The sequence below is a fragment of the Colwellia sp. SU-HH01217 genome (assembly GCF_057543495.1).
Window position 1 is genome coordinate 298,761 of record NZ_BAAJLX010000002.1, and the last position, 22,421, is coordinate 321,181.

Below are 22,421 nucleotides of genomic sequence, written 5' to 3' on the forward strand. Positions count from 1 at the left end.
AAAAGGAAAACTATGATAAATTAAACATGCACAATTAAAGTGCATAATTTAGGAAGGGTGTATGTTTAATTGGTGCAACTAAATGACCGTTTACACACCTAAGCTAACGACATACCCTTAGGTGTTTTGTATTTTTATATTCTTTATATAGTACGTAAGCGCTACTTCGTTACAGTCTTTTTATGTATAGGTACTTTAACTTTAAAAGCGCAGCCTTGTTCTGTTTTAAGTACCCTTATAGTGCCCTCAAGTTTTGCATCAACGAGAGTATAAACAATATTCATACCTAAGCCCGAACCGCCTTGCCCTCTTTTGGTGGTTACGAAAGGATCGAATATTTTCTCTCTAATTTCGTCACTCAACCCTTTACCATTATCACTATATAACAGGGTTAAATAGCCACTACTTTCAGTAAACTCAATACTTATTTCACCTTCAACACAACCTTCAAAACCATGTATATGTGAGTTCATCAAAAAGTTAGTTAAAATTTGGTTCCAAGCGCTAGGGTAAGTAATTAAGTTTAGTTCAGGATCTACCGATACAGAAATTTGATACTTTTTATGTTTAAACATTGTTTTTACAGTATTAACCACGTCTGTAACATGCCCAAATAAATTAATATTAATTTCAGGATCTGTATGCTGCTCAACTGCAACCGATTTAAAACCGCGAATTAATTCAACAGACTTATTTAAGCTACGCTCAATAATTTGTTGATATTCAATCAACAAATTTAAAGTATTTGAAAGGTAGGATTTGGTTAACTCTTCTGAATCGACAGCTTTGACCAAATCGTCGATTTTTTCTTTTAACGCAGTGATAGAGGTAACACAAATACCTAATGGCGTATTAACTTCATGAGCAACACCTGCGACTAATTGCCCCAGTGAAGCCATTTTTTCAGACTGTACCAATTGATCTTTCGCTAATGTAAGATTATCTAGACTGTGTTGTAACTGCTCATTAGTGCTAGCTAATTTTGAAGTACGATCAAACACTTTTACCTCTAATTCACCGTTAAGAGAGATAAGAGCATTCTCGGCTTCTTCTAATTTAATTATGTCATTTTTCAGTTTTATGCGCATAGCGTTAATGGCATCAACCAAAAAATCTAACTCATCTTTTTTTCCAGAGCGATTAACTAAGGCCAAAGGCAGATCTAAATTATCGCCACTGAGTTGCTGTGAATAATCAGTGATTAAATAGATGTGCCTCGTAATCAACTTATGAACAATAAAAATAAGACAAAAGGCCACAATAAAAATTTTAATGAATTCGGAAGTAATGATAAAACTAGCTTTTTGCCAAAGCGCAGAGTAAATATCATGGTAATTGGCCGATATTTGAAGAGTTCCTATGGTGCCGCCACCATAATTAATTGGATACTCTAAATATTTAGTGGTTTGTGCATTAGGATCACCAGACGAATATTCATTACCAAAGTCGGTCACTATTTTAACGTACTGAATATCAGAGAGCTCGACAATCCCTTTAATTTGTTGTTCAACTAAGGTTTGATTAAAGTCCCATAAACTTGTAGCAATAGAAGGAAGGTAACTGGTGTTAATACTTTCAAACTTTTGATCTAAATAAACAAGATCATCATTAAAGTCAGAATATAACTGTACAAAGGTAGAACAAATAGACAAAACTGAGCTACATAAAACGATGTAAATTAATACACGTTGGCTTAATTTGTTATTAATACCATTTGTTTTAGTCATGAACACTTTTCAGTAAATTAGCTTATAAAAATATCCCGACCGGATTGGCAGCTTTTACTGTCCTTGTTAGTTGCTTTACCTCATTAAATGCAGCTAACAAAAAAAAGTCAATACTAATGGTGATTATTTAGCAATTCATTAACATATAAAGGGGTATTTAATTGATAAAACAAAAAAACTCCCCTTAAAGCATGTTAATTAAATCGCCCTTATTTTTTCTATTTCTTCAATGGTTCTTGGCACGTCTTTTGACAAGTTTTCAACGCCCTGACTTGTCACTAAAATATCATCTTCAATTCTAATGCCAATGCCCCGCCACTTTTCATCAACCGATGTGCAGTTTTCAGGAATGTAAATGCCAGGTTCAATGGTAAATATCATGTTGGCTGCTAACTCTACCCAAGTATTATCTGCTTGGTGGTAACTTCCCACATCGTGGACATCCATTCCTAACCAATGACCTGTTTTATGTACTGTGAACTTTTTATAGGACTCATCTGCCATGACTTGCTCAAAGGTGCCCGTTAATAAACCAAGTTCCAAGAGTCCTTTCGCCATTTGTTCAACACAAGTTTGATAAATTTTGTGCCAAGACAAGCCAGGTTTAATGATTGCAATTGCGCTATCAAGTGCGTTAAGCACAATTTGATACAACTGTGCTTGCTCAACAGAAAATTTACCATTAACAGGCCAAGTACGCGTAATGTCACTGCAGTAGTATTGATATTCTGCGCCAGCATCAATAAGTAGCAATTTACCATCTTCTAATACACAGTTATTATCTTCATAGTGCAAGCAGCAGGCATTATTGCCGCTAGCGACAATAGAAGGATAACTAACATCGCGACAACCATACTCAGCAATTTCATGATTAAATGCTGATTCAATCTGTAGTTCATTCATGCCAACTTTTGCTAATTGCATGACTTTTTTATGAGCGCTTACTGACGCTTGTACCGCTTTTTTAATTAAGACCACTTCTTCATCAGACTTAATCACACGTTTATTATGTAAAATTGGCGCTAAAGGCAATAATTGTCGATGCTGCTTTATCGTATCAAAGCCGGTATTTCGTTTTTGGTGATTGATCCATGTTAAAATTTGGTCGCTGTAAATACCTTGCTCATCTAGGTAGTAAACTTTACTTCGCTCTTCCAATAAGTGAAGCAACTCGCTATTTATATCATTAATATCAAAAGCTTGATTAGCACCAAATTTTTGCTTAACGCCCTCTATTCCTGCTCGAGCACCAAAACTTGTTTCAGCGTCGGCATCGTTTGGTCGAGTAAATAGGATAAAGTTATTTAGGTGTTTGGGCCGAATAACAGCTACCGAATTTTGCTCAGTAAATCCGGTAAGGTAATACAAATCATTATCAGCCCTAAAATGATATTTAATATTTTTACTGCGTGTTTTAGCAGTATTACCAACGACTATCACAACCGAATCTTCATCAAGTTGATTCATTAACCAAGCGCGACGCTCGGCAAAAAACTTCATATTTAGCATAGAACCTCTCAAATTTACTCGTTTACTTATTTAACAAAATCTGCAACAAGCTTAGCTGCTGCTAAATCTTCTAATGCATGCCCGACTGACTTAAAAACAGTAATGTCGTTAACATCGCGGGTAATAACCATTTGTTTTCTACACAAAGCGAATAAATCGGCTTCAATATCGTCAAGAGTAATAACCTTATTAGCAAGTGGTATAGCTATGTCGCCTGTTTCTCTGACAGCAGACGAAGTGTTATCTACAAAAATACGCCCTCGAGTCATACATTCATCGTCCATTTCACGCATGTCAGGACGATAGGCTCCAACCATATCTAAATGTTGACCGGGCTTTAACCATTGACCAAAAACGAGAGGATTTTGACTCAGAGTTGCACATGAAATGATGTCAGCATCAGCAATATTACTTTCAATATCCGTTACCGGCTGACAATCTAGATGTAAATGACTGACAAGATCGCACACCGCCTGTGCCTTTTCTATTGTTCGGCCCCACACTTTTACTTTTTTAATTGGCCGTACACTGGCATGGGCAGCAATAAGTTGAGAAGATAAGGTGCCTGTGCCAATCACTAATAAATTTTCACTGTTTTCACGTGATAAAAAGCGCGATCCTAGTGCAGAAGCTGCAGCTGTTCGCTTTGCTGTAATCGCAGGAGCGTCCATCATGGCAATCATAGAGCCTGTATCAACATCTAACAGTAAGTATGTCCCCTGAATTGACGGTAAGTCTTTTTGACTATTTTCAGGAGCCACTGTTACGATTTTTATGCCAGCTACTTCTCCTGCTTGCCATGCAGGCATCATTAACAAGGTAGTTTCACGGCTAGACTTGGGGTTTTCCATATCATAATGCAGGCGTGGAGGCACGGTTAAATCATCTGCAAATGCTTGCTCAAGTGCGTCGATTAATAGGGGGAATTGTAATGCTTGATCTATTGTCTTCGCGGAAATGGTTAACATGTATAGCCTCGTAATAATAAGTGATAAAACCAATATTAAATCAACCGGCATTATTGCATACTGTATACCAATTTAAAAGTTCAGATATTATCCCAAGTTAAATTTGCAAAAAAAAACAGCACGATAAATCGTACTGTTTCCATAAGTGTTAATATTCTCTGAAACTATGTAGCGCTACTAGTTACTCCGGCTTAACATATACTTAGCCGCTGCTAATCGCGTTTCTGCATCTAAGTAATTTTGTGGTGGCATTTCAGGATAATCTTCACGTTTCTTAGTTGGTTTATTAATATAATCCGCTATACCTTGTGGGTTATCCATATATAACGCCTGAATAATTTGCACTGGAGGACCAATCATTCGTCCTGTGTATGTGTGACACCCTGCACAAATCCCCATATAAACGACTTTTCCTCGTTCAGCAGGGTCGATCATTCTTGGTGGAACTGGCTCATCTAAAAGGTAGCTATCAGTAGAAGCTGTATTAGTAAAGCTACACTCTTTAAAGCTTTTAATTCCAACCGTTACATAGCGATGACGGTTAATGATACAACCATCTTTTGCGCCAATAGACACAATATCAGCCTTACCTTGCTTAAATTCCGTCAACATTAATGCTTTAACTTCATCAATTGTGTCGTAACCATTGTTAAGCATTAAATTATCTAAGATCATCACGCGATCAGGCACAGGATCTGACTCAGGATCAATGGTAACGTTAGGTGCATTGTGATGGTCAGTGATTAAAATCCCTGCTGTTTTGTTGTCTGAAATAATATTTCCTTCAACAATAACATCGTCGGCTGCCATAATAAGTATTCCCGTACCGGCAGGAATTCCGCCAACGGTAGAGCCAGGCGCACCGAAGTTTTTATGGTTATTTGCTGAAATAAAGTTATTACGAATAATTACGTCGAAAGTGGTTTTAATCGGTAAACCTGGAGTGATAAAAGCTAAAATTCCACCAGTATTATTATGAACATAATTATTTTCAACTATGGCATGACGAGAGTTTTCAATCTCAATACCTGCCACACTGTCAAAAACATCGTTATAGGCTACGTGAATATTATCACTCATACCAACATAGATAGCAGCATCTTCAATGCCAGAGATAACGTTATATTCAACTAAGCCGTTTTTTCCTAATTGCGGGAAAATTCCGTATACGCCAGTATCAACAATAATGTTATTTCGAATTTCAAAATTATTACCTGCTTGACCCATAATGCCGTTACCTTTGTAACGGGTGATCAATAAGTTTTCAATAATAATATTATTACCTGAGTATAAAATAGCATCATTAAGTAGATCTTTGCCATCAAGTGTAGCTCGCTCTCCTTCTTTAATCACACCAATAACATGTATATCGTCTTTATCAATATAAACAGTTTCGTGATAATTACCCGGCATAATTTGAATGGTGTCGCCAGGTTTTGCTAGCTGAACAGCGTCCATGATGCTATCGCCATCATTCACAGTGTGAGTGGTGCCTTCTACTTCTCTTTTTAATACGGTGCTTTTACTCTTTGAACTTTGGTTAGCTTCCTCTGATGACTTATCGTAACCACCACTATAGCTTGCCCCACCTTTAGAGCTTGTAATAACAGGAGAGCTATTACTTCCTCCATAGTACACGCCTCCTGCAAAGGCCCCTACTACTAATAAGACACTGATTACCTTGCCTGCACTCATATTATTCTCCACTTTGTCGTTTATTTTTTTGTTGTAATTGTTGTTGCTGATTAACTTGTTCACTTTGTTTTGATAATTGATATTTTATATCGATAACCGCTAAACCTGATGGCACTTCATTTGGAATTTCTGGTGTTAAGCTTTCATCAGTTAACGCACCTAAAAACTCAACAACCAGCTGCATTTCTTTATCTGTTAAATCAGGCTCAGAAATATGCCAATGCAGTAATAAATCTTCATCTTCAGGCACTGCGTTACCTCGACCATCATTATAGAATTTCACGGTATCTAATAAATTATCGTATCGACCTGAATGCATATAAGGTGCTGATTTTGTAATATTTCTAAGCGTAGGTACTTTAAATGCACCTCTTAATTTTTTCTCGTTGTATGTTTTTTCAGCTCCAACATCAAATACCTGTCCTTCAGGCTCTGGTGTACCAATAACGGCAATTTGATTATTGGTAAATAAAGGTGGTTGATGGCACTCAGCGCAACGGGCTACAAACGAACGAAATACATTTAATCCTGCGATTTCGTTCTCAGTTAAGGCTTGATGATAACCATGAGCATATCGATCATAACGACTATTTAGCGATATTAATGAGGCTTGAAAAGCGCTAATAGCGGTATATACCTGCTCTAAATTTATAGTTTCTTGCTCAGGAAATGCTTGTGCAAATAATGTTGGATAAATTGTGTTAGTTTTCAATGACTGTAAAAGGTTCTCGGGAGTATTTCCCATTTCTTTAGGATCAAACAATGGGCCTTGGGCTTGATCTTCTAAAGTCGTTGAACGCGCATCCCAAAAGAACTTGTCTAAAAAGGCAACATTCCATAATGTTGGCGCACCACGGGTGACTTTTTCACCTGTAATACCAATACTTCGATCTAAGTCGTCACTAAATCCTTTATCAGGTTGATGACAGCTTGCACAAGAAATAGAACCATCTTTGGATAACAGCGGATCAAAAAATAAGTATCGGCCTAAATCAATTTGCTCCGGTGTAAAACCATCTCGATGCTTAGGTAATGAAGTTTGCGTGCCACCTAACCCTCTGTCTTGAACTGAATCATAAAATTGATATAAGGTTACTAATCGGCATATACTTTTCTCTGACTGTTTGATTAACTCAAAACTTGGTGGACAGTTGTCTTTAAGTGCAAAGTTATTATCAGCAATATCAGTAGCATTGCCTATTTGAGTCACCAAAAAACTTAGTATAACCAGGTAAGTTAATAGTGAACCTTTTACAAGTGACGGTAGTAAAAAATTAATCATTAATCGCAGCCTCCCTACTTAACATCACTATTTTTCATAGTAGTAAGGTAATAAACAATATCTTTAAGCTCTTGCCCTGACGTTGTTTTAGCCATCATCGCCATTTGCCTTCCCAGTTTATCGGCCTTTTCTGTGCCACGAATACCTGTGGAAAAGTTATTCATTTGTCTTAATAAGTAGTCAGTATTGAGCATATTCAATTTAGGAGCATTGAAGGCTTTATTTCCTTGACCTTCACCACCGTGACAAGCGCCGCATTTTGCGTGATAGTATCGGCTGCCATTTTTAAGTGAAGCTGCATCTATTTGAGCACTACTTGTCGTATTAACTACGGGTTCAGGAAATGAATTAATAAACTGGCTCAACAGTAAAGTATCACTTTCACTGGTTAGGCCCTTGGCAATACTAGCCATTTGCTTTCCGTGCAAGTCATCTTTGTGAGCGCCGCGCAATGCACTTGAAAAATTGTTTAATTGACGAGTTATGTACCAATCAAATTGTCCTGCAAGTGCTGGAGCATTTAATTGTTCATTACCTTCTCCTGCTGCTCCATGACAAACAGCACATTGTTGATATAAAGCTTCGCCACTTGATGCAGAGTTAGCCAAAACACTCAATGAAAAAATACTGCTAAAAAGTAAAAATAATCGTACCAGATAAGAATAAGAGAAATTAAATAACATCATTAAGCCTTGTAACAAACATAAATATTTATCAGCTAAATATAGAGTTGTTATTTTAAAAAAGCTTACGGATTACCAAAAAAAGCTGACGAATTCTAAAATTCATCAGCAATTATAGGATGTAACTAGGTGTGTTTTACAAAGTTTGCGCTAATATTCTTTTTCTATACTCGGTAGGTGTAGCATGGTGTGTACTTTTAAATACTTTATTAAAAGAGCTTAAACTTCTAAAGCCACTCTCTAACGCTAATGTTAATACAGGCACTCCACTGTATTCATGTTGGCCTAGTTTTTCTGTGACTTCTTTAATACGGTAATAGTTTAAAAAGTCATTAAAGTTACGATAATTTAATTCACCATTAATTAAATGACGTAATTTATATTCATGTATGCAAAGGTGTTTTGCTAAGCTAGAAATTGTCATGCCATCTTGTTGGTAAAGCTTATCTTCAACCATAGAAGCAATCACTTTGCTTAAGGCTTTTGATGGAGCTTTAACTTCTGCAACAGGTGTTACTTTTGTTTTTACCACTTCAAATAAACTTGCCTCACGTAAACGAAATAATAAAAAGTTTGTTCCTGCAATTAATATAGCTAAAAGAAGACTTTTCATTAAATCTAACCAAAGCCACTCTAGTGTCAAAATATCATTCATTACAATCACAAGAAAAAGATACATTGCTGAAAATGTGATAAAGCCGCCGCGAATGTAACGTCTGTCTTGTACTAAATCGTCACGCCACTGCTGAGCAGCAATCATTAGCGCATGAGCAATTAACACCAGCTCTAACAACATAGAGCTATATTTTACAAAACCATAAAACGCTTGATAATCGGATAATTGATACGACCATAACACTTGTGTAATTTCTTTAGTGAGTGGCACGAATAAAGTTAATGAAGCAATTATATATTGCCAACGTTTTAAAATAACGTGATCACCAAATACACTTAAACTCACTAACCAAAATAACCCCGGTAGTGCATTACCACCAATTAATTCAAACCAGTGCGCTAAAGAATCAACAGAACTAGGCGCGTATATTTCTCCAAGCAGATAACCACTACTGCTTATCATCAGTAAAATGTATAAACGAATAGATTGATTTTTATTCCATAGTGGCAGCAAAATAATGGTGCTCATTAACATTTGCGCTAAAACAAAATTATAAAAAAACAGTTGAAGAGATTGCATATAATGAGTTCTATAAGCCAGATAAATTAGAAAAAGGTTAATCAAAAAGAAAAAGTATGACTTTCAGTAGTCTAAACGCAATTTATCAAAATTGAAACTAGATAAATTTTAACTAAAAAAAAACGATAACCGTCGTTATCGTTTTTGTTTATTGATACTTATTGATTCAGACTACTCAGCTTCAGATTCAACCAATACTTCTTCTTTTTCAGCTGGTAAGGCTTTTGTTAATAGTAAGTCTCGTAATTTAGTATCAACATCTTTGGCCATTTCAGGATGCTCCTCTAAATACTTAGCGGCATTTGCTTTGCCTTGACCAATTCGCTCACCATTACAACTATACCAAGCGCCTGCTTTCTCAACAAAACCATTTTTAACGCCTAATTCAATTAACTCGCCTAAACTATTAATACCTTCACCATAAAGTATTTGAAATTCAGTTTGTTTAAACGGCGGCGCAATTTTATTTTTTACGACTTTAACCCGAGTTTCATTCCCGACAATTTCATCGCCGTTTTTAACCGCACCAATACGACGAATATCTAAACGTACAGAAGCATAAAATTTTAATGCATTACCACCAGTAGTTGTTTCAGGGCTGCCAAACATAACACCAATTTTCATACGAATTTGGTTAATAAAAATTAGCATAGTATTCGATTTTTTTAAGTTACTGGTTAATTTACGCATAGCTTGAGAAAGCATACGTGCTTGAAGGCCCATGTGAGAATCTCCCATGTCTCCCTCAATTTCAGCTTTAGGGGTTAAAGCAGCAACAGAATCGACAACAATAACGTCGATGGCACCAGAGCGCGTTAACATATCAACAATTTCTAAAGCTTGTTCACCAGTGTCTGGTTGTGAAATTAACAAGTCATTAATATTCACACCTAATTTTTCAGCATAAATTGGATCAAGTGCATGCTCTGCATCAATAAAAGCACAAACTTTACCTTTACGTTGAGCCTCTGCGATTACTTCTAGTGTCAGGGTTGTTTTACCACTTGACTCTGGTCCATAAATTTCAACCACACGGCCTAAAGGTAAACCTCCAGCACCTAGCGCAATATCTAATCCTAACGAACCTGTAGAAATAGTTTCTACATCCATCGTATTATTATCGCCAAGCTTCATAATAGATCCTTTACCAAATTGTCTTTCAATTTGGCCTAAGGCTGCTGCTAATGCTTTTTCTTTATCGTCTTTCATATTTTGCTCCGCTGATAACTTCTGGAATTTCGTTTTGATGAAGCAAGTATACTGTATGGTCGTACAGTATCAAGTTTTTTTACAATTTATTTTTTTATTAAGTAAAATAATAAAAACCTATACTTTTAACTTATTGATATAAATAAATTATATCATCCTTAATAACTTTTTAGAAAAACCAACAAAAAAGTTACTAAATCATATACTGCTGATATTACAGTAACCTGTACAGTTGTTTTCAACATGATTGTACCGCGCGCAAAATCCTTTTTAATTAACAAAATAATTAAGATCTCTCCTCAAGCTTTATGTCATAATCTACAGCTTCAATTTTACATGACCATACGAATAAAAAGATTTAAATGACAACATCACCGCAAGATTTAAGTTCTCACACCCCTATGATGCGTCAGTATCTAACCATTAAAGCTGAATTTCCTAATATTTTAATTTTTTATCGTATGGGGGATTTTTATGAATTATTCTTTGATGACGCTAAAAAAGCTGCTGATTTACTAGATATATCGTTAACAGCACGAGGTAAAACAGGCGGTAATGCTATTCCTATGGCTGGTGTTCCTTATCACTCTGTTGATACCTATTTAGCTAAATTGGTTAAATTAGGTGAGTCGGTCGCTATTTGTGAACAAATCGGCGATCCTGCCACAAGTAAAGGCCCTGTTGAGCGAAAAGTTGTTAGAGTAGTCACTCCCGGTACCGTTAGTGACGAAGCCTTACTTGTCGATAAGCAAGACAATTTAATCGTTGCTATTTTTGAATCGCCAGCAACTTTAACTAAGAATATTTTTGGTTTAGCTTATCTCGATATGACTAGCGGCCGTTTTGTATTAACTGAGCCACAAAGCCAAGAACAGTTACTCGCCGAATTGCAGCGACTTACCCCAGCTGAGCTTCTCTACCCAGAATCATTTAAACAGTTTACTTTAATTGAGAGTTACAAAGGTTTACGTCGCCGCCCAGACTGGGAATTTGATTTAGATACGGCAAACAGTTTATTAAATCAACAATTTGGCACTAAAGAACTTACCGGGTTTGGTGTAAATGATAAGACATTAGGTTTGTCTGCCGCCGGCTGTTTATTTCAATACGTAAAAGAATGTCAACGTAGTTCATTACCGCATATTAGAAATATTGTTTGTGAATCTTCTGCTACTGGCGTTATTTTAGATGCTGCAACTCGACGAAACCTTGAGTTAACGACGAACTTACATGGCGGTACTGAGAATACCTTAGCATCAGTTCTAGATAAATCAGCCACCCCCATGGGATCTCGTTTATTAAAACGTTGGATTCATTTCCCACTAAGGGATATTGATGTTTTAACAAACCGGCACAGTGCAATTAGTGATATTTTAGCGGCTGATCAACATGTTGATTTACACAATCTATTGAAACAATTAGGTGATATAGAGCGTATAGTTTCGCGCATTGCGCTTCGCTCTGCTCGCCCTCGTGACTTTGCCCGCCTGAGAAATGCTTTAATACTGCTTCCTGAGTTACAAGAAAATTTGCAGGTGTTTACTACGGGGTATCTACCTACACTAGCAAAGAGCAGCTTACCAATTTCGAGTATTCAACAATTACTTGAGCAGGCACTGGTTGAGAACCCACCAGTGTTGATACGCGATGGCGGCGTTATAGCGCCAGGTTATCATGACGAACTCGACGTACTTCGCGATTTGAGCGATGGTGCTACCGACTTTTTAGCTCAACTTGAAGCAAAAGAGAAACAGCGTACAGGTATTCAATCATTAAAAGTGGGTTACAATAAAGTTCATGGTTTCTTTATAGAAATAAGTCGCAGTGCTGCTAGTGAAGTGCCCGACGATTATATACGCCGACAAACGCTAAAAAATAATGAACGCTTTATTACTGAAGAATTGAAACAGCACGAAGTGACGGTGTTAAATGCACAAAGTAAATTTTTAGCATTAGAAAAACGTTTATATGATCAATTATTTGATCAAGTACTCCCTGAGCTTGAGAGGTTACAACGATTAGCTCAGGCAATTGCCGAATTAGATGTACTAAATACTTTTGCCCAACGAAGCGAAGCGCTCAATTATGCCAAGCCTACTTTATCGAAAGCGCCAGGTATTAATATAGAAGCAGGCCGCCATCCGGTTGTAGAGCAAATGACTCAAGATGCCTTTATCGCTAACCCTGTGGTATTAACGCCTCAACGAAAGATGTTAATCATCACAGGACCTAACATGGGGGGTAAATCAACCTATATGCGACAAACGGCATTAATTGTACTTTTAGCACATATTGGTTGCTTTGTTCCGGCAAGTGCTGCGAATATTGGCATGGTTGATCGTATATTTACACGCATCGGAGCATCTGATGATCTTGCAAGTGGTCGTTCTACCTTTATGGTTGAAATGACGGAAACTGCAAATATTTTGCATAACGCCACAGAAAAAAGTTTAGTACTGCTTGATGAAATTGGTCGTGGTACAAGCACCTACGATGGTTTGTCTTTAGCTTGGGCATGTGCAGAAATGTTAGCGATACAAACTAAAGCTTTTACATTATTTGCTAGTCATTACTTCGAGTTAACACAGTTGGCAGGGCAAATAGATGGCGTTGCCAATGTCCATCTTGATGCTGTTGAACACAATGACAACATTATTTTTATGCATGCGGTTCAAGAGGGAGCTGCGAGTAAGAGCTTTGGTTTGCAAGTGGCTCAACTAGCCGGTGTCCCTAAGAAAGTGATCCAACGCGCTAAACAGCGCTTAAGTGAATTAGAGAGTAATCAAACACCTTCTGTTTTACCCAATGATGAGAGTTTATTTGAGCAGTTGTCTTTAGTCGATCAAACACATCCAATAGTTGACGCGATTCAAGACTTAGATATTAACGAATTAAGTCCAAAACAAGCACTCGATTTATTGTTTCAACTGAAAGAGCAATTATAAGCCACTGTAATTACAATTATTTACGCATACATAAAAAAGCCAGCAAATATGCTGGCTTTAATTTAACAGTTGTTATTAGGCTTGAAAAATCGCTTCAATGGAGAGATTTTGTTGACTCAAAATATCACGTAAACGTTTTAAAGCTTCGACTTGGATTTGACGTACTCGTTCTCGAGTTAAGCCAATTTCTCTACCGACATCTTCTAAGGTCGCCGCTTCATAACCCATCAAACCAAATCGTCTCGCAAGTACTTCTCTTTGCTTGGTATTTAGCTCATTTAACCAATGAATAATATTATGACTCATATCCGCAGACTGTAAATCGCCTTCTGGACCACTATTTTTTTCATCAGGGATAACATCTAATAAAGCTTTATCTGAATCGCCACCAAACGGGGTATCTACAGAAGTAATACGCTCGTTGAGTTTAAGCATTTTTGCTACGTCAGCCACTGGCTTATCAAGTGCTTGAGCAATATCTTCTGCGGTTGGCTCATGATCCAGCTTTTGTACTAATTCTTTTGAGGTGCGTAAATAGATGTTAAGTTCTTTTACAACATGAATAGGTAATCGAATAGTACGGGTTTGATTCATAATGGCACGTTCAATGGTTTGACGTATCCACCATGTGGCATAAGTTGAAAACCTGAAACCACGCTCAGGATCAAATTTTTCAACGGCTCGAATGAGCCCTAAGTTACCTTCTTCAATTAAATCTAATAAGGGTAAGCCACGATTATTATATCGACGGGCTATTTTGACAACTAAACGTAAATTACTTTCAATCATACGTTTTCGTGAAGGTTCATCACCTTTAAGTGATAAACGCGAAAAATATACTTCTTCTTCTGCTGTTAATAATGGAGAAAAGCCGATCTCACCTAAATAAATCTGTGTTGGATCCAAACTAGATGACGAAACTCTCTCTTTAGTTTTTGTAGACACTTCCTTGGTCCTTTTATTATCTGCTTGTGAAACTGCATTTTTTTCTTTTTGTTCTTTCGTTGTTACGCCCATACTATATCTCCCAATAAAGTAGCAAAGCTAATAATTAGATTAAATATTCACGGTAACTCCATCTTTTTAGTTATAAGTATTATTTAGGTAAGTACTTCATAGGGTTAACAGATTTTCCTCGAAAGCGAACTTCAAAATGAAGCATGACTCTTTTCGCGTCTGTGTCACCCATTCTTGCAATAACATCGCCAACCTTTACCTGTTGTTTTTCTTTAACCAGTATTTTATCGTTATGTGCATAAGCGCTAAGGTAATCGTCATTGTGTTTAACAATAATTAATTTTCCATAACCGCTTAATGCACTTCCCGCATAAACTACTTTACCATCGGCTGCCGCTTTAACTTTATTGCCTCGCCGACCTGCGATATCAATGCCTTTATTACCATGTTGTGCCGTAGAAAATCGAGCTATCACTTTTCCATTAGCTGGCCACTGCCATTCTCTTATTTTTGCTGAGAAGGTTGAACCTTGTGAAGTGGCTTTTTCGCTTACTTTTTGCTCACTTACATTTTTACCATACTCCTGCTTTTTATTCGGTGCAACAGTTTTTTTTATGGTTTTTTGAACGTTTTTGCTAGAGCTTTTATTCGAGTTTTTTGCATAACTCTTATTACTACTAGCTTGGGAGGGTTTTAATGATTTTTTTTCAGAAACAATTAATTTTTGCCCCGGAAAAATTTTATAAGGAGACGAAATTTTATTCAGCTTTGCTAACTGTCTAACATCTGAATTTGCACGCCATGCAATAGAGTATAAAGTTTCTCCCGGTTTAACGGTGTAATAGGTAGAACTGATGCTATTTTTAACACGATCTTTAAGAGGAGTTGTACTATAAGCATTGACGACGGGAGCGGGTGTTTCTCTAGTTGAACAACCAGACAGTAAGAAAAAGGCCATAGCAATGAATGCCCAATAACAGTTTACCCATTTTAAATTAACTTGCCTCATTATGATATAAAGGTATTCCTTCTCCGACAATGAGTGGTGCAATACATGGTTAAAATAAATATCTCCTTGTGCAAAACTTAAAACAATTAGTTAACTTAACCTGAGTTCAGCTTACTAACTTTAATACTACCTTTAAGACGCTATGATTTCTAACGATTAAATAAATAAACCAGCACAATAAGTAAAACAACGCCCCAACCTAAAAAATCAATATATTGACGAATTTTGCTCTCCATTGCAGCGCCCCCCCACTTAATAAGCCCTGCCACTAAGAAAAAACGCATACCACGGCCAATAAATGAAACTAGTATAAAAGGTAAAAACGCCATATGTAAAAAGCCAGCACTTACAGTAAATAACTTATACGGCACAGGGGAAAAGCCTGCAATAAAAACGACCCACACGCCCCACTGCTCAAACCAAGTCATAATTTTTTCAAAGCGTGCTTGATAACCAAGCTCAAAAATAATAGGTTGAATCCAGGGTTCAAACATAAAATACCCTAGAAAAAATCCTACCGCCCCGCCCAGAACAGAAGCAATTGTCGTTAAACTAGCAAAGTACCAAGCTTTTTGGGGCTTAGCCAAAACCATTGGCGCTAAAAGCACATCAGGAGGAATTGGAAAAAAAACAGACTCGGCAAACGTTAGTATGGCTAAAATTCTTGGTGCAAATTGGTGCTCTGCCCAACGTAATGTCCATTGATATAATGTAGAAAAAATTTTCACTGTTTGTTAACTCAGGTAAGATTAGTATTAAATTAAACGTATAAAATGGCTTATAACAAATCGCCAGGAACTAAAGGTACAAAGCGAACAGCTTCTACCTGTTGCTCGCTATATGAATTGTTATTTCGGGTGATCACTTTAAGGACTTGTTGATCATCCCCAACTGGAATAATTAAACGTCCGCCATCAGCAAGTTGCTCTAATAGTGCTTTAGGCACACTGGTTGGCGCTGCAGTGACAATTATTGCATCAAAAGGCGCTTTACTGGCCCAGCCTTGCCAACCATCGCCATGCTTCATTGAAACATTATGTAAATCCATTGATTTTAACCGTCGCTTTGCCTGCCACTGTAACGCTTTAATGCGTTCTACAGAAAATACGTTTTGTGTTAATTGCGCTAAAATAGCCGTTTGATAACCCGAACCTGTACCAATTTCTAAAATATTTTTAGGTAAACCTTGAGCTAATAATAACTCAGACATTTTAGCAACAATATAAGGTTGAGAAATAGTTTGTCCCTGCCCTATAGGCAAAGCGGTATTATCGTAAGCTTTATGAGCAAGAATTTCCGGAACAAAAATATGGCGGGGAGTTCGAGCAATCGCTTGTAACACTTGTTGGCTGACAATACCTTCGGCATGCAATTTTTGGGCTAAAATTTCTCCACTGCGACTTGACTTTCCACTGATACTTTTCGCGATTCTTACATTCATACTACAGCTCTTTTACTCAACTTTTATTAACGATTTACAGTGAAAGGTTCTTCAACCACTCAGTCATGGATGACAAACTTTTATGGGCAGTCATATCTACTGTTAAAGGGGTTATTGAGGCGTACCCATTAGCAACAGCATAAAAGTCTGTTCCTTCTCCGCCGTCTAACTCTTGTCCTAATGTTCCGTACCAGTAAATGTCACGTTGCCATGGATCTTGCATTTTTTTCATGGTTTCGGCTTTATGGCGATGCCCTAAGCGCGTTACTTTAACACCTTTTAACATCGATAATGGAATATCTGGCACATTTATATTTAATATTTGGTCCGCAGGTAAAGGGTGTGCTTGCAACCTAAGAATAATTTTGGCCGCAACTACAGCTGCGGTTTGATAGTGCGCTTCTTTATGACCCACTAACGAAACTGCTACAGCGGGCATTCCCATATGTCGCCCTTCGGTTGCTGCGGCAACTGTACCAGAATATAGAGTATCGTCCCCTAAATTGGCGCCATTATTAATGCCTGCCACGACTAAATCAGGCATAGGGTTTGTTAACTGGCTAATGCCTACATGAACAGCATCTGTAGGTGTACCATTAACAGAGATAAACCCATTCTCTAGAGTCTGTGCGCGTAAAGGGTTTAATAAAGTGAGTGAGTTGCTGGCGCCACTACAGTTTCTATCAGGAGCTACCACGGTAACCTTGGCTAGTTTCATTAATTCTTGATATAAAACCTTTATACCTAAAGCATTAACGCCATCATCATTACTGAGCAATATTTTCATTTGTCTTTATCTTCTACTTAGACGAGTTAACATCGGTATAATCAATTAATTCTCTTAAAATTGTTGTGGCATAACAGCCTGCAGGCAGAAAAAATTTTAATGTTACAATACTGAGTTGTTCGGTCTCTGTTTTTATTTCAATAGTCGGCTGTGACAAGTTTAAACGAATTCTGCGACGCTCTTGCTTTAAGCCAAATTTTGCTAAACCTTGACAAAGTTCAGACTCAGCCCCAGCCATTTGTTGTTCAAAATGGCGAGTTTCACCTTGAGACATTAACTCGCCAGCTCCCCAAAGTGGTGCGGTAATATCAATATCTTTACTCAGTAACCGTTCTGTTAGAGCTTCATCAACTGTTTGGGCTATAAATACAGACTGAGTTCCTGATAACATGCAAACATCACCTTCAACGAGGCGATCAAAATAATCATGTTCAATGCGCTTATTAACCAGTTCATTAAATATATAAGATCTTGCCGCAGATAAGTAAAAACCCCGTTTTTTTTTATTTTTAACTTTAATATCACCAGCAAAAAGCTGTTTAGCTTTGTCAATATTACCGCCATCAATGCCAAAACGTTGCTCACCAAAATAATTGGGAACACCATGGTCAATAATCTTTTGCCAGCGCTGCTTTAACGTTTCAATCTCGGTAACATCTCTTAATGTTAATTCAAAATGATTGCCCGTTAACGCTCCAATACGTAATTTTTTGTTATGGCGTTTAAAAGATATTACTTCAACACCATCAATGTGCAGATCGCTCAAATCGTAGTTTTCTTTTCCAGGAAGGTGTACACCAAACCACTGCTCGGTAACAGCAAAGCGATCTTTTAAACCCGCATAAGAAACTAACTGCTCCTTTACTTTAAAGTATTTAGCCAAGGCACTAACAACCGTTAAAGTATTCTGACCTATTTTACGAATATGAATAAGTAAGTGTTCACCCTCGCCACAAGGCTGAAAAGGTAATTCTTCAAACACTTTAAAATCGCTTTCAGTTGAACGTAACAACCCAGAAGACTTGGGTTTACCAAATAAATAAGCAAGTACTGCTGACATGTAAAACTAACCTTCTGGGGTGAGAGGAATGGACTCGAAAGCTTGGACAATAGGCCTTAGTAAAACAACACAATGCACGGCAACACCTTCTTTTCGACCGGCATAGCCAAGTTTTTCAGTGGTAGTTGCTTTTACATTAACTTGAGAAACGTCGCATACTAAGTCTTGTGATAAACACTCACGCATGGCTATTAAATGAGGTGCGATTTTAGGTGCTTGTGCAACAATGGTTAAATCAATATTTCCAACTTCATACTCTTTTTCTGTCATCAATTTAACAACATGTCTGAGTAATATTCGACTAGAAATATTCTCAAACTTTGCATCTGTATCAGGAAAGTGATTACCAATGTCAGCTAAAGCTAAAGCTCCTAAAATAGCATCACATAAAGCATGGATTGCAACATCACCATCAGAATGAGCAATAAAGCCTTGTTTATAAGGTATTTCTATACCGGCTAAAATAAGGGGCCCTTTGCCACCAAATTTATGAACATCAAAACCATGACCAATTCGCATATCACTTCCTTTTTAAAAACTTTGCTCTATTTTGTTAAGTAGCGTTATGTTGAGCAAGATAAAACGTTGCTAGCGCTAAATCTTCTGGGCGCGTTATTTTAATATTTTCACTACTGCCTTCAACTAATAAACTTGGCAAACCAACATGTTCAATTGCTGACGATTCATCAGTAATATTGGCAGCATCATTTTTAGATTGCTCAATCGCCTGTATCAACTGAGATACAGGGTACATTTGAGGAGTGAGTGCATGCCACAAATCGTCACGTTCAACAGTACAATTAACACTGTTCTTACTTGATTTATTCCCCCGTTTCATAGTGTCTTTAACAGGGTAAGCTAATAAACCACCTTGTTTATTAGACTGACAGCTAGCAATCAGCGCATCAATATCTTGGTGGGAAACACATGGGCGAGCAGCATCATGAACCATAACCCATGAAAACTTTACTTCATCAATAGCTTTAAGGCCGGACAGTACCGAATCCACTCGTTCTTGCCCGCCCTTAACCGTTAATATATCAGGGTTATTGTGCAAGCTTGTTTGACAAAAGTATTCATCTTCTTGGCTAATCACGACAATAACTTTAATAATTGCCTTGTGTGCTAAAAGACGAAGTACCGTGTGCTCTAGTACACTAAGTTCATTAATTTTTAAGTATTGTTTCGGGCAGTTTGCTCGCATTCTTTTTCCTGCACCTGCAGCAGGAACAACAACAACTAGCGAATTAAAGGGATACGTTAAACCAGATGTCATAGTTATTCTTTCGTTTTTTTCGTTGAAGCAAAGGAATCATCAAGATCGTTTCTTTTAGATTGGTTAGGTATAATTCGAAAAAAAGTTTCGCCTTCTTTAATCATCCCTAACTCGTTTCTTGCTCGCTCTTCAATTGCTTCCACACCAAGTTTTAAATCATCAGTGTCTGCATATAAAAGTTTATTTCTTTGTCTTAGTTTTTCATTATCAAGCTGCTGACGGCTAACTTCGTGTTGTAAAGACAAGTAATCAGGCACACTGTTTTTACCAAACCAAAGTCGGTATTGTAACAGGATCAAAAATATAACAAGCCCAGCAGTGATTAATCGCATAACGGAGTATTACAGTAAAATGAAACAGCAGTGAAAAGTTGTCAGTATTATATACTCAAATCACTCTAAGATGCGAGTTTGAAGACACTGCTGTTATTCAAGTTAAAGTGGCACAGAATTAGCAATTAATGGTGATATCTACAGGACGTTATAGATTAGAGGACTTTTTGAAGTTCTTCCAATTAATAGAGCAAGAAAGAAGCAGCTCTCGTAAACTGGGAATAATAGGTCGTATTTTTTGCCCGTCTTGCCAGCAATGCCCTGCACAAGCAGCTAACATTACTTTTTTATTTGGTTTAAGTAATCGAGGTTTGAAGTCGTTGGATTCTTTGTTTTCTGTCAAGTAAAACCAACCTGCAGCGTTAGTTCTAAATCGCTGATTATCATTATCCACACGATCAATACAATCTAACAATATATGTTCTTTCGAATACGCTTGCGAAAATACGGGTACGATTAACCCTAACGATAGCGGAATTGATAAGTACCAAGTATTTACGTCTTCACTAATTTGCCCAGTTAAAGGAATTTTATTGCTCTGTTTTGCTTGCCACAATGCATTTTGAACATCTAACTCAAGAGGCGTGTCGACTTGAGTCATAAGTAAAGCGGTGCGATTAATATAATAAGAAAGGCTTTTTAACCGCCCCTGAACCGCTTGAGCACTAGGTAACGTCATATTCGCAAGCAATGCCAATTCTCGCTCATAAAGCGCATTGCAAAGCTCTGCATAATCAGGAGATTGTTGTTGTTCTTGCCAAAGTGAGGCTTGGGTCATGGTGCTTAAAAATCAGTAAATTACTGCTTATTGTTTAAGCATACGCGATTGTGAACAAAAGATAAAATTACCCATAAAAAAATCCGATATAAATATCGGATTTTTGTGTATTAAGACGTTAACTGTCCTAAGTACAAGGTGTTGATTAACCTAATAAGTACTGTTGACATAATTAACCAAGAGCAAGGCGCTCGCGCGGCGTTGACGATAGTCAATAAGCACGAGCAACGCAGCTATTGAGTTAATTATTGGCCTTTAACTTCGCTCAAGCCGTTAAAGATGGCTTTGTCGCCTAAGTACTCTTCAATGCGTAACAGTTGATTATACTTTGAAACACGGTCTGAACGACATAGAGAACCTGTTTTGATTTGACCTGCTGCTGTACCTACGGCTAAATCTGCGATTGTTGCGTCTTCTGTTTCACCTGAACGGTGTGAGATAACCGCTGTGAAGCCAGCATCTTTTGCCATTTTGATGGCTGCTAGTGTTTCTGTTAAAGAACCTATTTGGTTGAACTTAATTAAAATTGAGTTACCGATACCTTGCTCGATACCACGTGCTAAGATTTTAGTGTTAGTAACGAATAAATCATCACCTACGATTTGAACTTTGTCACCTAGTAGTTTTGTTTGGTAAGCGAAACCGTCCCAATCTGACTCGTCTAGACCATCTTCGATAGAAACAATTGGGTATTGCTGACAAAGTGTCGCTAAGAAGTCTGAAAACTCATTGGCGGTAAATTGCTTGCCTTCGCCTTTAAGATCATAAATACCTTGGTCTGCATCATAAAATTCTGAAGCAGCACAATCCATAGCTAAGGTTACGTCTTTACCTAACTCGTAGCCTGCTGAAGCAGTTGCTTCTTTGATAACAGCAAGTGCATCTGCATTTGATGCTAAGTCAGGTGCAAAACCACCTTCATCACCAACGGCAGTGTTTAATCCTTTCGATGATAAAACTTTTTTCAATGCATGAAATATTTCAGCGCCCATGCGAAGTGCTTCTTTAAAGCTTTTAGCACTAACAGGCTGAATCATAAACTCTTGAATATCAACGTTATTATCAGCGTGCTCACCACCATTAATGATGTTCATCATAGGTAAAGGAAGTGAATACTGGCCCGAAGTACCATTTAAGTCAGCAATATGTTCAAATAATTGTACTTTCTTTTCCATTGCTGCCGCCTTAGCTACTGCTAATGAAACAGCAAGAATAGCGTTTGCACCAAATTTTTCTTTATTTTCAGTACCGTCTAAATCAATCATGATTTGATCAATGCTCGCTTGCTCTAATGCACTTTTACCGATTAAAGCACTTTGAATATCGTTATTTATCGCTGCAACCGCTTTTAAAACACCTTTTCCTAAGTAGCGAGTTTTATCACCATCGCGAAGTTCTAAAGCTTCACGAGATCCCGTTGATGCGCCAGATGGTGCTGCAGCACGTCCCCAAGCACCAGATTCTAGGTAGACATCAGCTTCTACGGTTGGGTTACCACGTGAGTCCATAATTTCACGAGCAATAATTTTATTAATAGTCGACATTACTTTTTCCTTTAAAATTAAATC

At 37.4% G+C, this 22,421-nt stretch carries 20 protein-coding genes; 1 reads left to right on the forward strand and 19 read right to left on the reverse strand.

The features are described 5' to 3' along the window. Positions 1-161: 161 nt before the first annotated feature. The 8 genes from AC27G3_RS04505 to recA all read right to left on the reverse strand — a co-directional run bounded on the left by AC27G3_RS04505 (position 162) and on the right by recA (position 10,268). Entirely contained in the window at positions 162-1,727 is a 1,566-nt protein-coding gene (locus AC27G3_RS04505) for a sensor histidine kinase (RefSeq protein ID WP_487119195.1), read from the reverse strand. Positions 1,728-1,925: 198 nt separating this feature from the next. Beyond that, the gene (locus AC27G3_RS04510; protein ID WP_487119197.1) at positions 1,926-3,236 is read right to left on the reverse strand and encodes an aminopeptidase P family protein; all 1,311 of its coding nucleotides are present in this window, start codon (positions 3,234-3,236) and stop codon (positions 1,926-1,928) included. 26 nt (positions 3,237-3,262) lie between these two features. Beyond that, positions 3,263-4,204 carry a bifunctional Delta(1)-pyrroline-2-carboxylate/Delta(1)-piperideine-2-carboxylate reductase gene (gene lhpI, locus AC27G3_RS04515; RefSeq protein ID WP_487119199.1) on the reverse strand — a complete coding sequence of 314 codons (942 nt, stop codon included), beginning with the start codon at positions 4,202-4,204 and terminating at the stop codon, positions 3,263-3,265. A 177-nt stretch (positions 4,205-4,381) separates the two neighbouring features. Beyond that, the gene (locus AC27G3_RS04520; RefSeq protein WP_487119201.1) at positions 4,382-5,899 is read right to left on the reverse strand and encodes a parallel beta-helix domain-containing protein; all 1,518 of its coding nucleotides are present in this window, start codon (positions 5,897-5,899) and stop codon (positions 4,382-4,384) included. Between the two features lies 1 nt (position 5,900). After that, a complete protein-coding gene (locus tag AC27G3_RS04525) occupies positions 5,901-7,181 on the reverse strand; it encodes a cytochrome-c peroxidase (protein WP_487119203.1) in 1,281 nt (426 codons plus the stop codon). A 14-nt stretch (positions 7,182-7,195) separates the two neighbouring features. Continuing rightward, positions 7,196-7,867, reverse strand: a complete 672-nt coding sequence (locus AC27G3_RS04530; RefSeq protein WP_487119205.1) for a c-type cytochrome — start codon at positions 7,865-7,867, stop codon at positions 7,196-7,198. A gap of 133 nt (positions 7,868-8,000) precedes the next feature. Further along, positions 8,001-9,008: an AraC family transcriptional regulator gene (locus AC27G3_RS04535; protein WP_487119207.1), complete on the reverse strand. Its 1,008-nt coding sequence runs from the start codon at positions 9,006-9,008 to the stop codon at positions 8,001-8,003. Positions 9,009-9,230: 222 nt separating this feature from the next. Beyond that, on the reverse strand, positions 9,231-10,268 hold the full coding sequence (recA, locus tag AC27G3_RS04540) for a recombinase RecA (protein ID WP_487119209.1): 1,038 nt from the start codon (positions 10,266-10,268) through the stop codon (positions 9,231-9,233). 362 nt (positions 10,269-10,630) lie between these two features. Between recA and mutS the strand changes: the two genes are divergently transcribed. Continuing rightward, the gene (gene mutS, locus AC27G3_RS04545) at positions 10,631-13,213 is read left to right on the forward strand and encodes a DNA mismatch repair protein MutS (protein ID WP_487119211.1); all 2,583 of its coding nucleotides are present in this window, start codon (positions 10,631-10,633) and stop codon (positions 13,211-13,213) included. A 75-nt stretch (positions 13,214-13,288) separates the two neighbouring features. Here mutS and rpoS read toward each other — a convergent pair whose 3' ends face one another. From rpoS to eno, 11 genes are all read right to left on the reverse strand, one after another. Beyond that, on the reverse strand, positions 13,289-14,230 hold the full coding sequence (gene rpoS / locus AC27G3_RS04550) for an RNA polymerase sigma factor RpoS (RefSeq protein ID WP_487119213.1): 942 nt from the start codon (positions 14,228-14,230) through the stop codon (positions 13,289-13,291). A gap of 79 nt (positions 14,231-14,309) precedes the next feature. After that, positions 14,310-15,128, reverse strand: coding sequence for a peptidoglycan DD-metalloendopeptidase family protein (locus tag AC27G3_RS04555; RefSeq protein WP_487119215.1), 819 nt, complete (start codon positions 15,126-15,128; stop codon positions 14,310-14,312). Positions 15,129-15,328: 200 nt separating this feature from the next. Beyond that, complete coding sequence (locus tag AC27G3_RS04560) at positions 15,329-15,907, reverse strand: YqaA family protein (protein WP_487119217.1); 579 nt, start codon at positions 15,905-15,907, stop codon at positions 15,329-15,331. 50 nt (positions 15,908-15,957) lie between these two features. Beyond that, positions 15,958-16,620 carry a protein-L-isoaspartate(D-aspartate) O-methyltransferase gene (locus tag AC27G3_RS04565; protein WP_487119219.1) on the reverse strand — a complete coding sequence of 221 codons (663 nt, stop codon included), beginning with the start codon at positions 16,618-16,620 and terminating at the stop codon, positions 15,958-15,960. A 34-nt stretch (positions 16,621-16,654) separates the two neighbouring features. After that, on the reverse strand, positions 16,655-17,407 hold the full coding sequence (surE, locus tag AC27G3_RS04570; RefSeq protein ID WP_487119221.1) for a 5'/3'-nucleotidase SurE: 753 nt from the start codon (positions 17,405-17,407) through the stop codon (positions 16,655-16,657). Between the two features lie 13 nt (positions 17,408-17,420). Next, positions 17,421-18,467, reverse strand: coding sequence for a tRNA pseudouridine(13) synthase TruD (truD, locus tag AC27G3_RS04575; RefSeq protein ID WP_487119223.1), 1,047 nt, complete (start codon positions 18,465-18,467; stop codon positions 17,421-17,423). A gap of 6 nt (positions 18,468-18,473) precedes the next feature. Next, positions 18,474-18,986 carry a 2-C-methyl-D-erythritol 2,4-cyclodiphosphate synthase gene (gene ispF, locus AC27G3_RS04580; protein WP_487119225.1) on the reverse strand — a complete coding sequence of 171 codons (513 nt, stop codon included), beginning with the start codon at positions 18,984-18,986 and terminating at the stop codon, positions 18,474-18,476. A gap of 34 nt (positions 18,987-19,020) precedes the next feature. Continuing rightward, positions 19,021-19,743, reverse strand: a complete 723-nt coding sequence (gene ispD, locus AC27G3_RS04585) for a 2-C-methyl-D-erythritol 4-phosphate cytidylyltransferase (protein WP_487119227.1) — start codon at positions 19,741-19,743, stop codon at positions 19,021-19,023. Between the two features lie 2 nt (positions 19,744-19,745). After that, positions 19,746-20,075, reverse strand: coding sequence for a cell division protein FtsB (gene ftsB / locus AC27G3_RS04590; RefSeq protein WP_487119228.1), 330 nt, complete (start codon positions 20,073-20,075; stop codon positions 19,746-19,748). A gap of 148 nt (positions 20,076-20,223) precedes the next feature. Next, positions 20,224-20,853 (reverse strand): hypothetical protein, encoded by a 630-nt coding sequence (locus AC27G3_RS04595; RefSeq protein WP_487119230.1) that lies wholly within the window; start codon positions 20,851-20,853, stop codon positions 20,224-20,226. A gap of 245 nt (positions 20,854-21,098) precedes the next feature. Next, positions 21,099-22,397 carry a phosphopyruvate hydratase gene (gene eno / locus AC27G3_RS04600; RefSeq protein WP_487119232.1) on the reverse strand — a complete coding sequence of 433 codons (1,299 nt, stop codon included), beginning with the start codon at positions 22,395-22,397 and terminating at the stop codon, positions 21,099-21,101. Positions 22,398-22,421 lie beyond the last annotated feature (24 nt).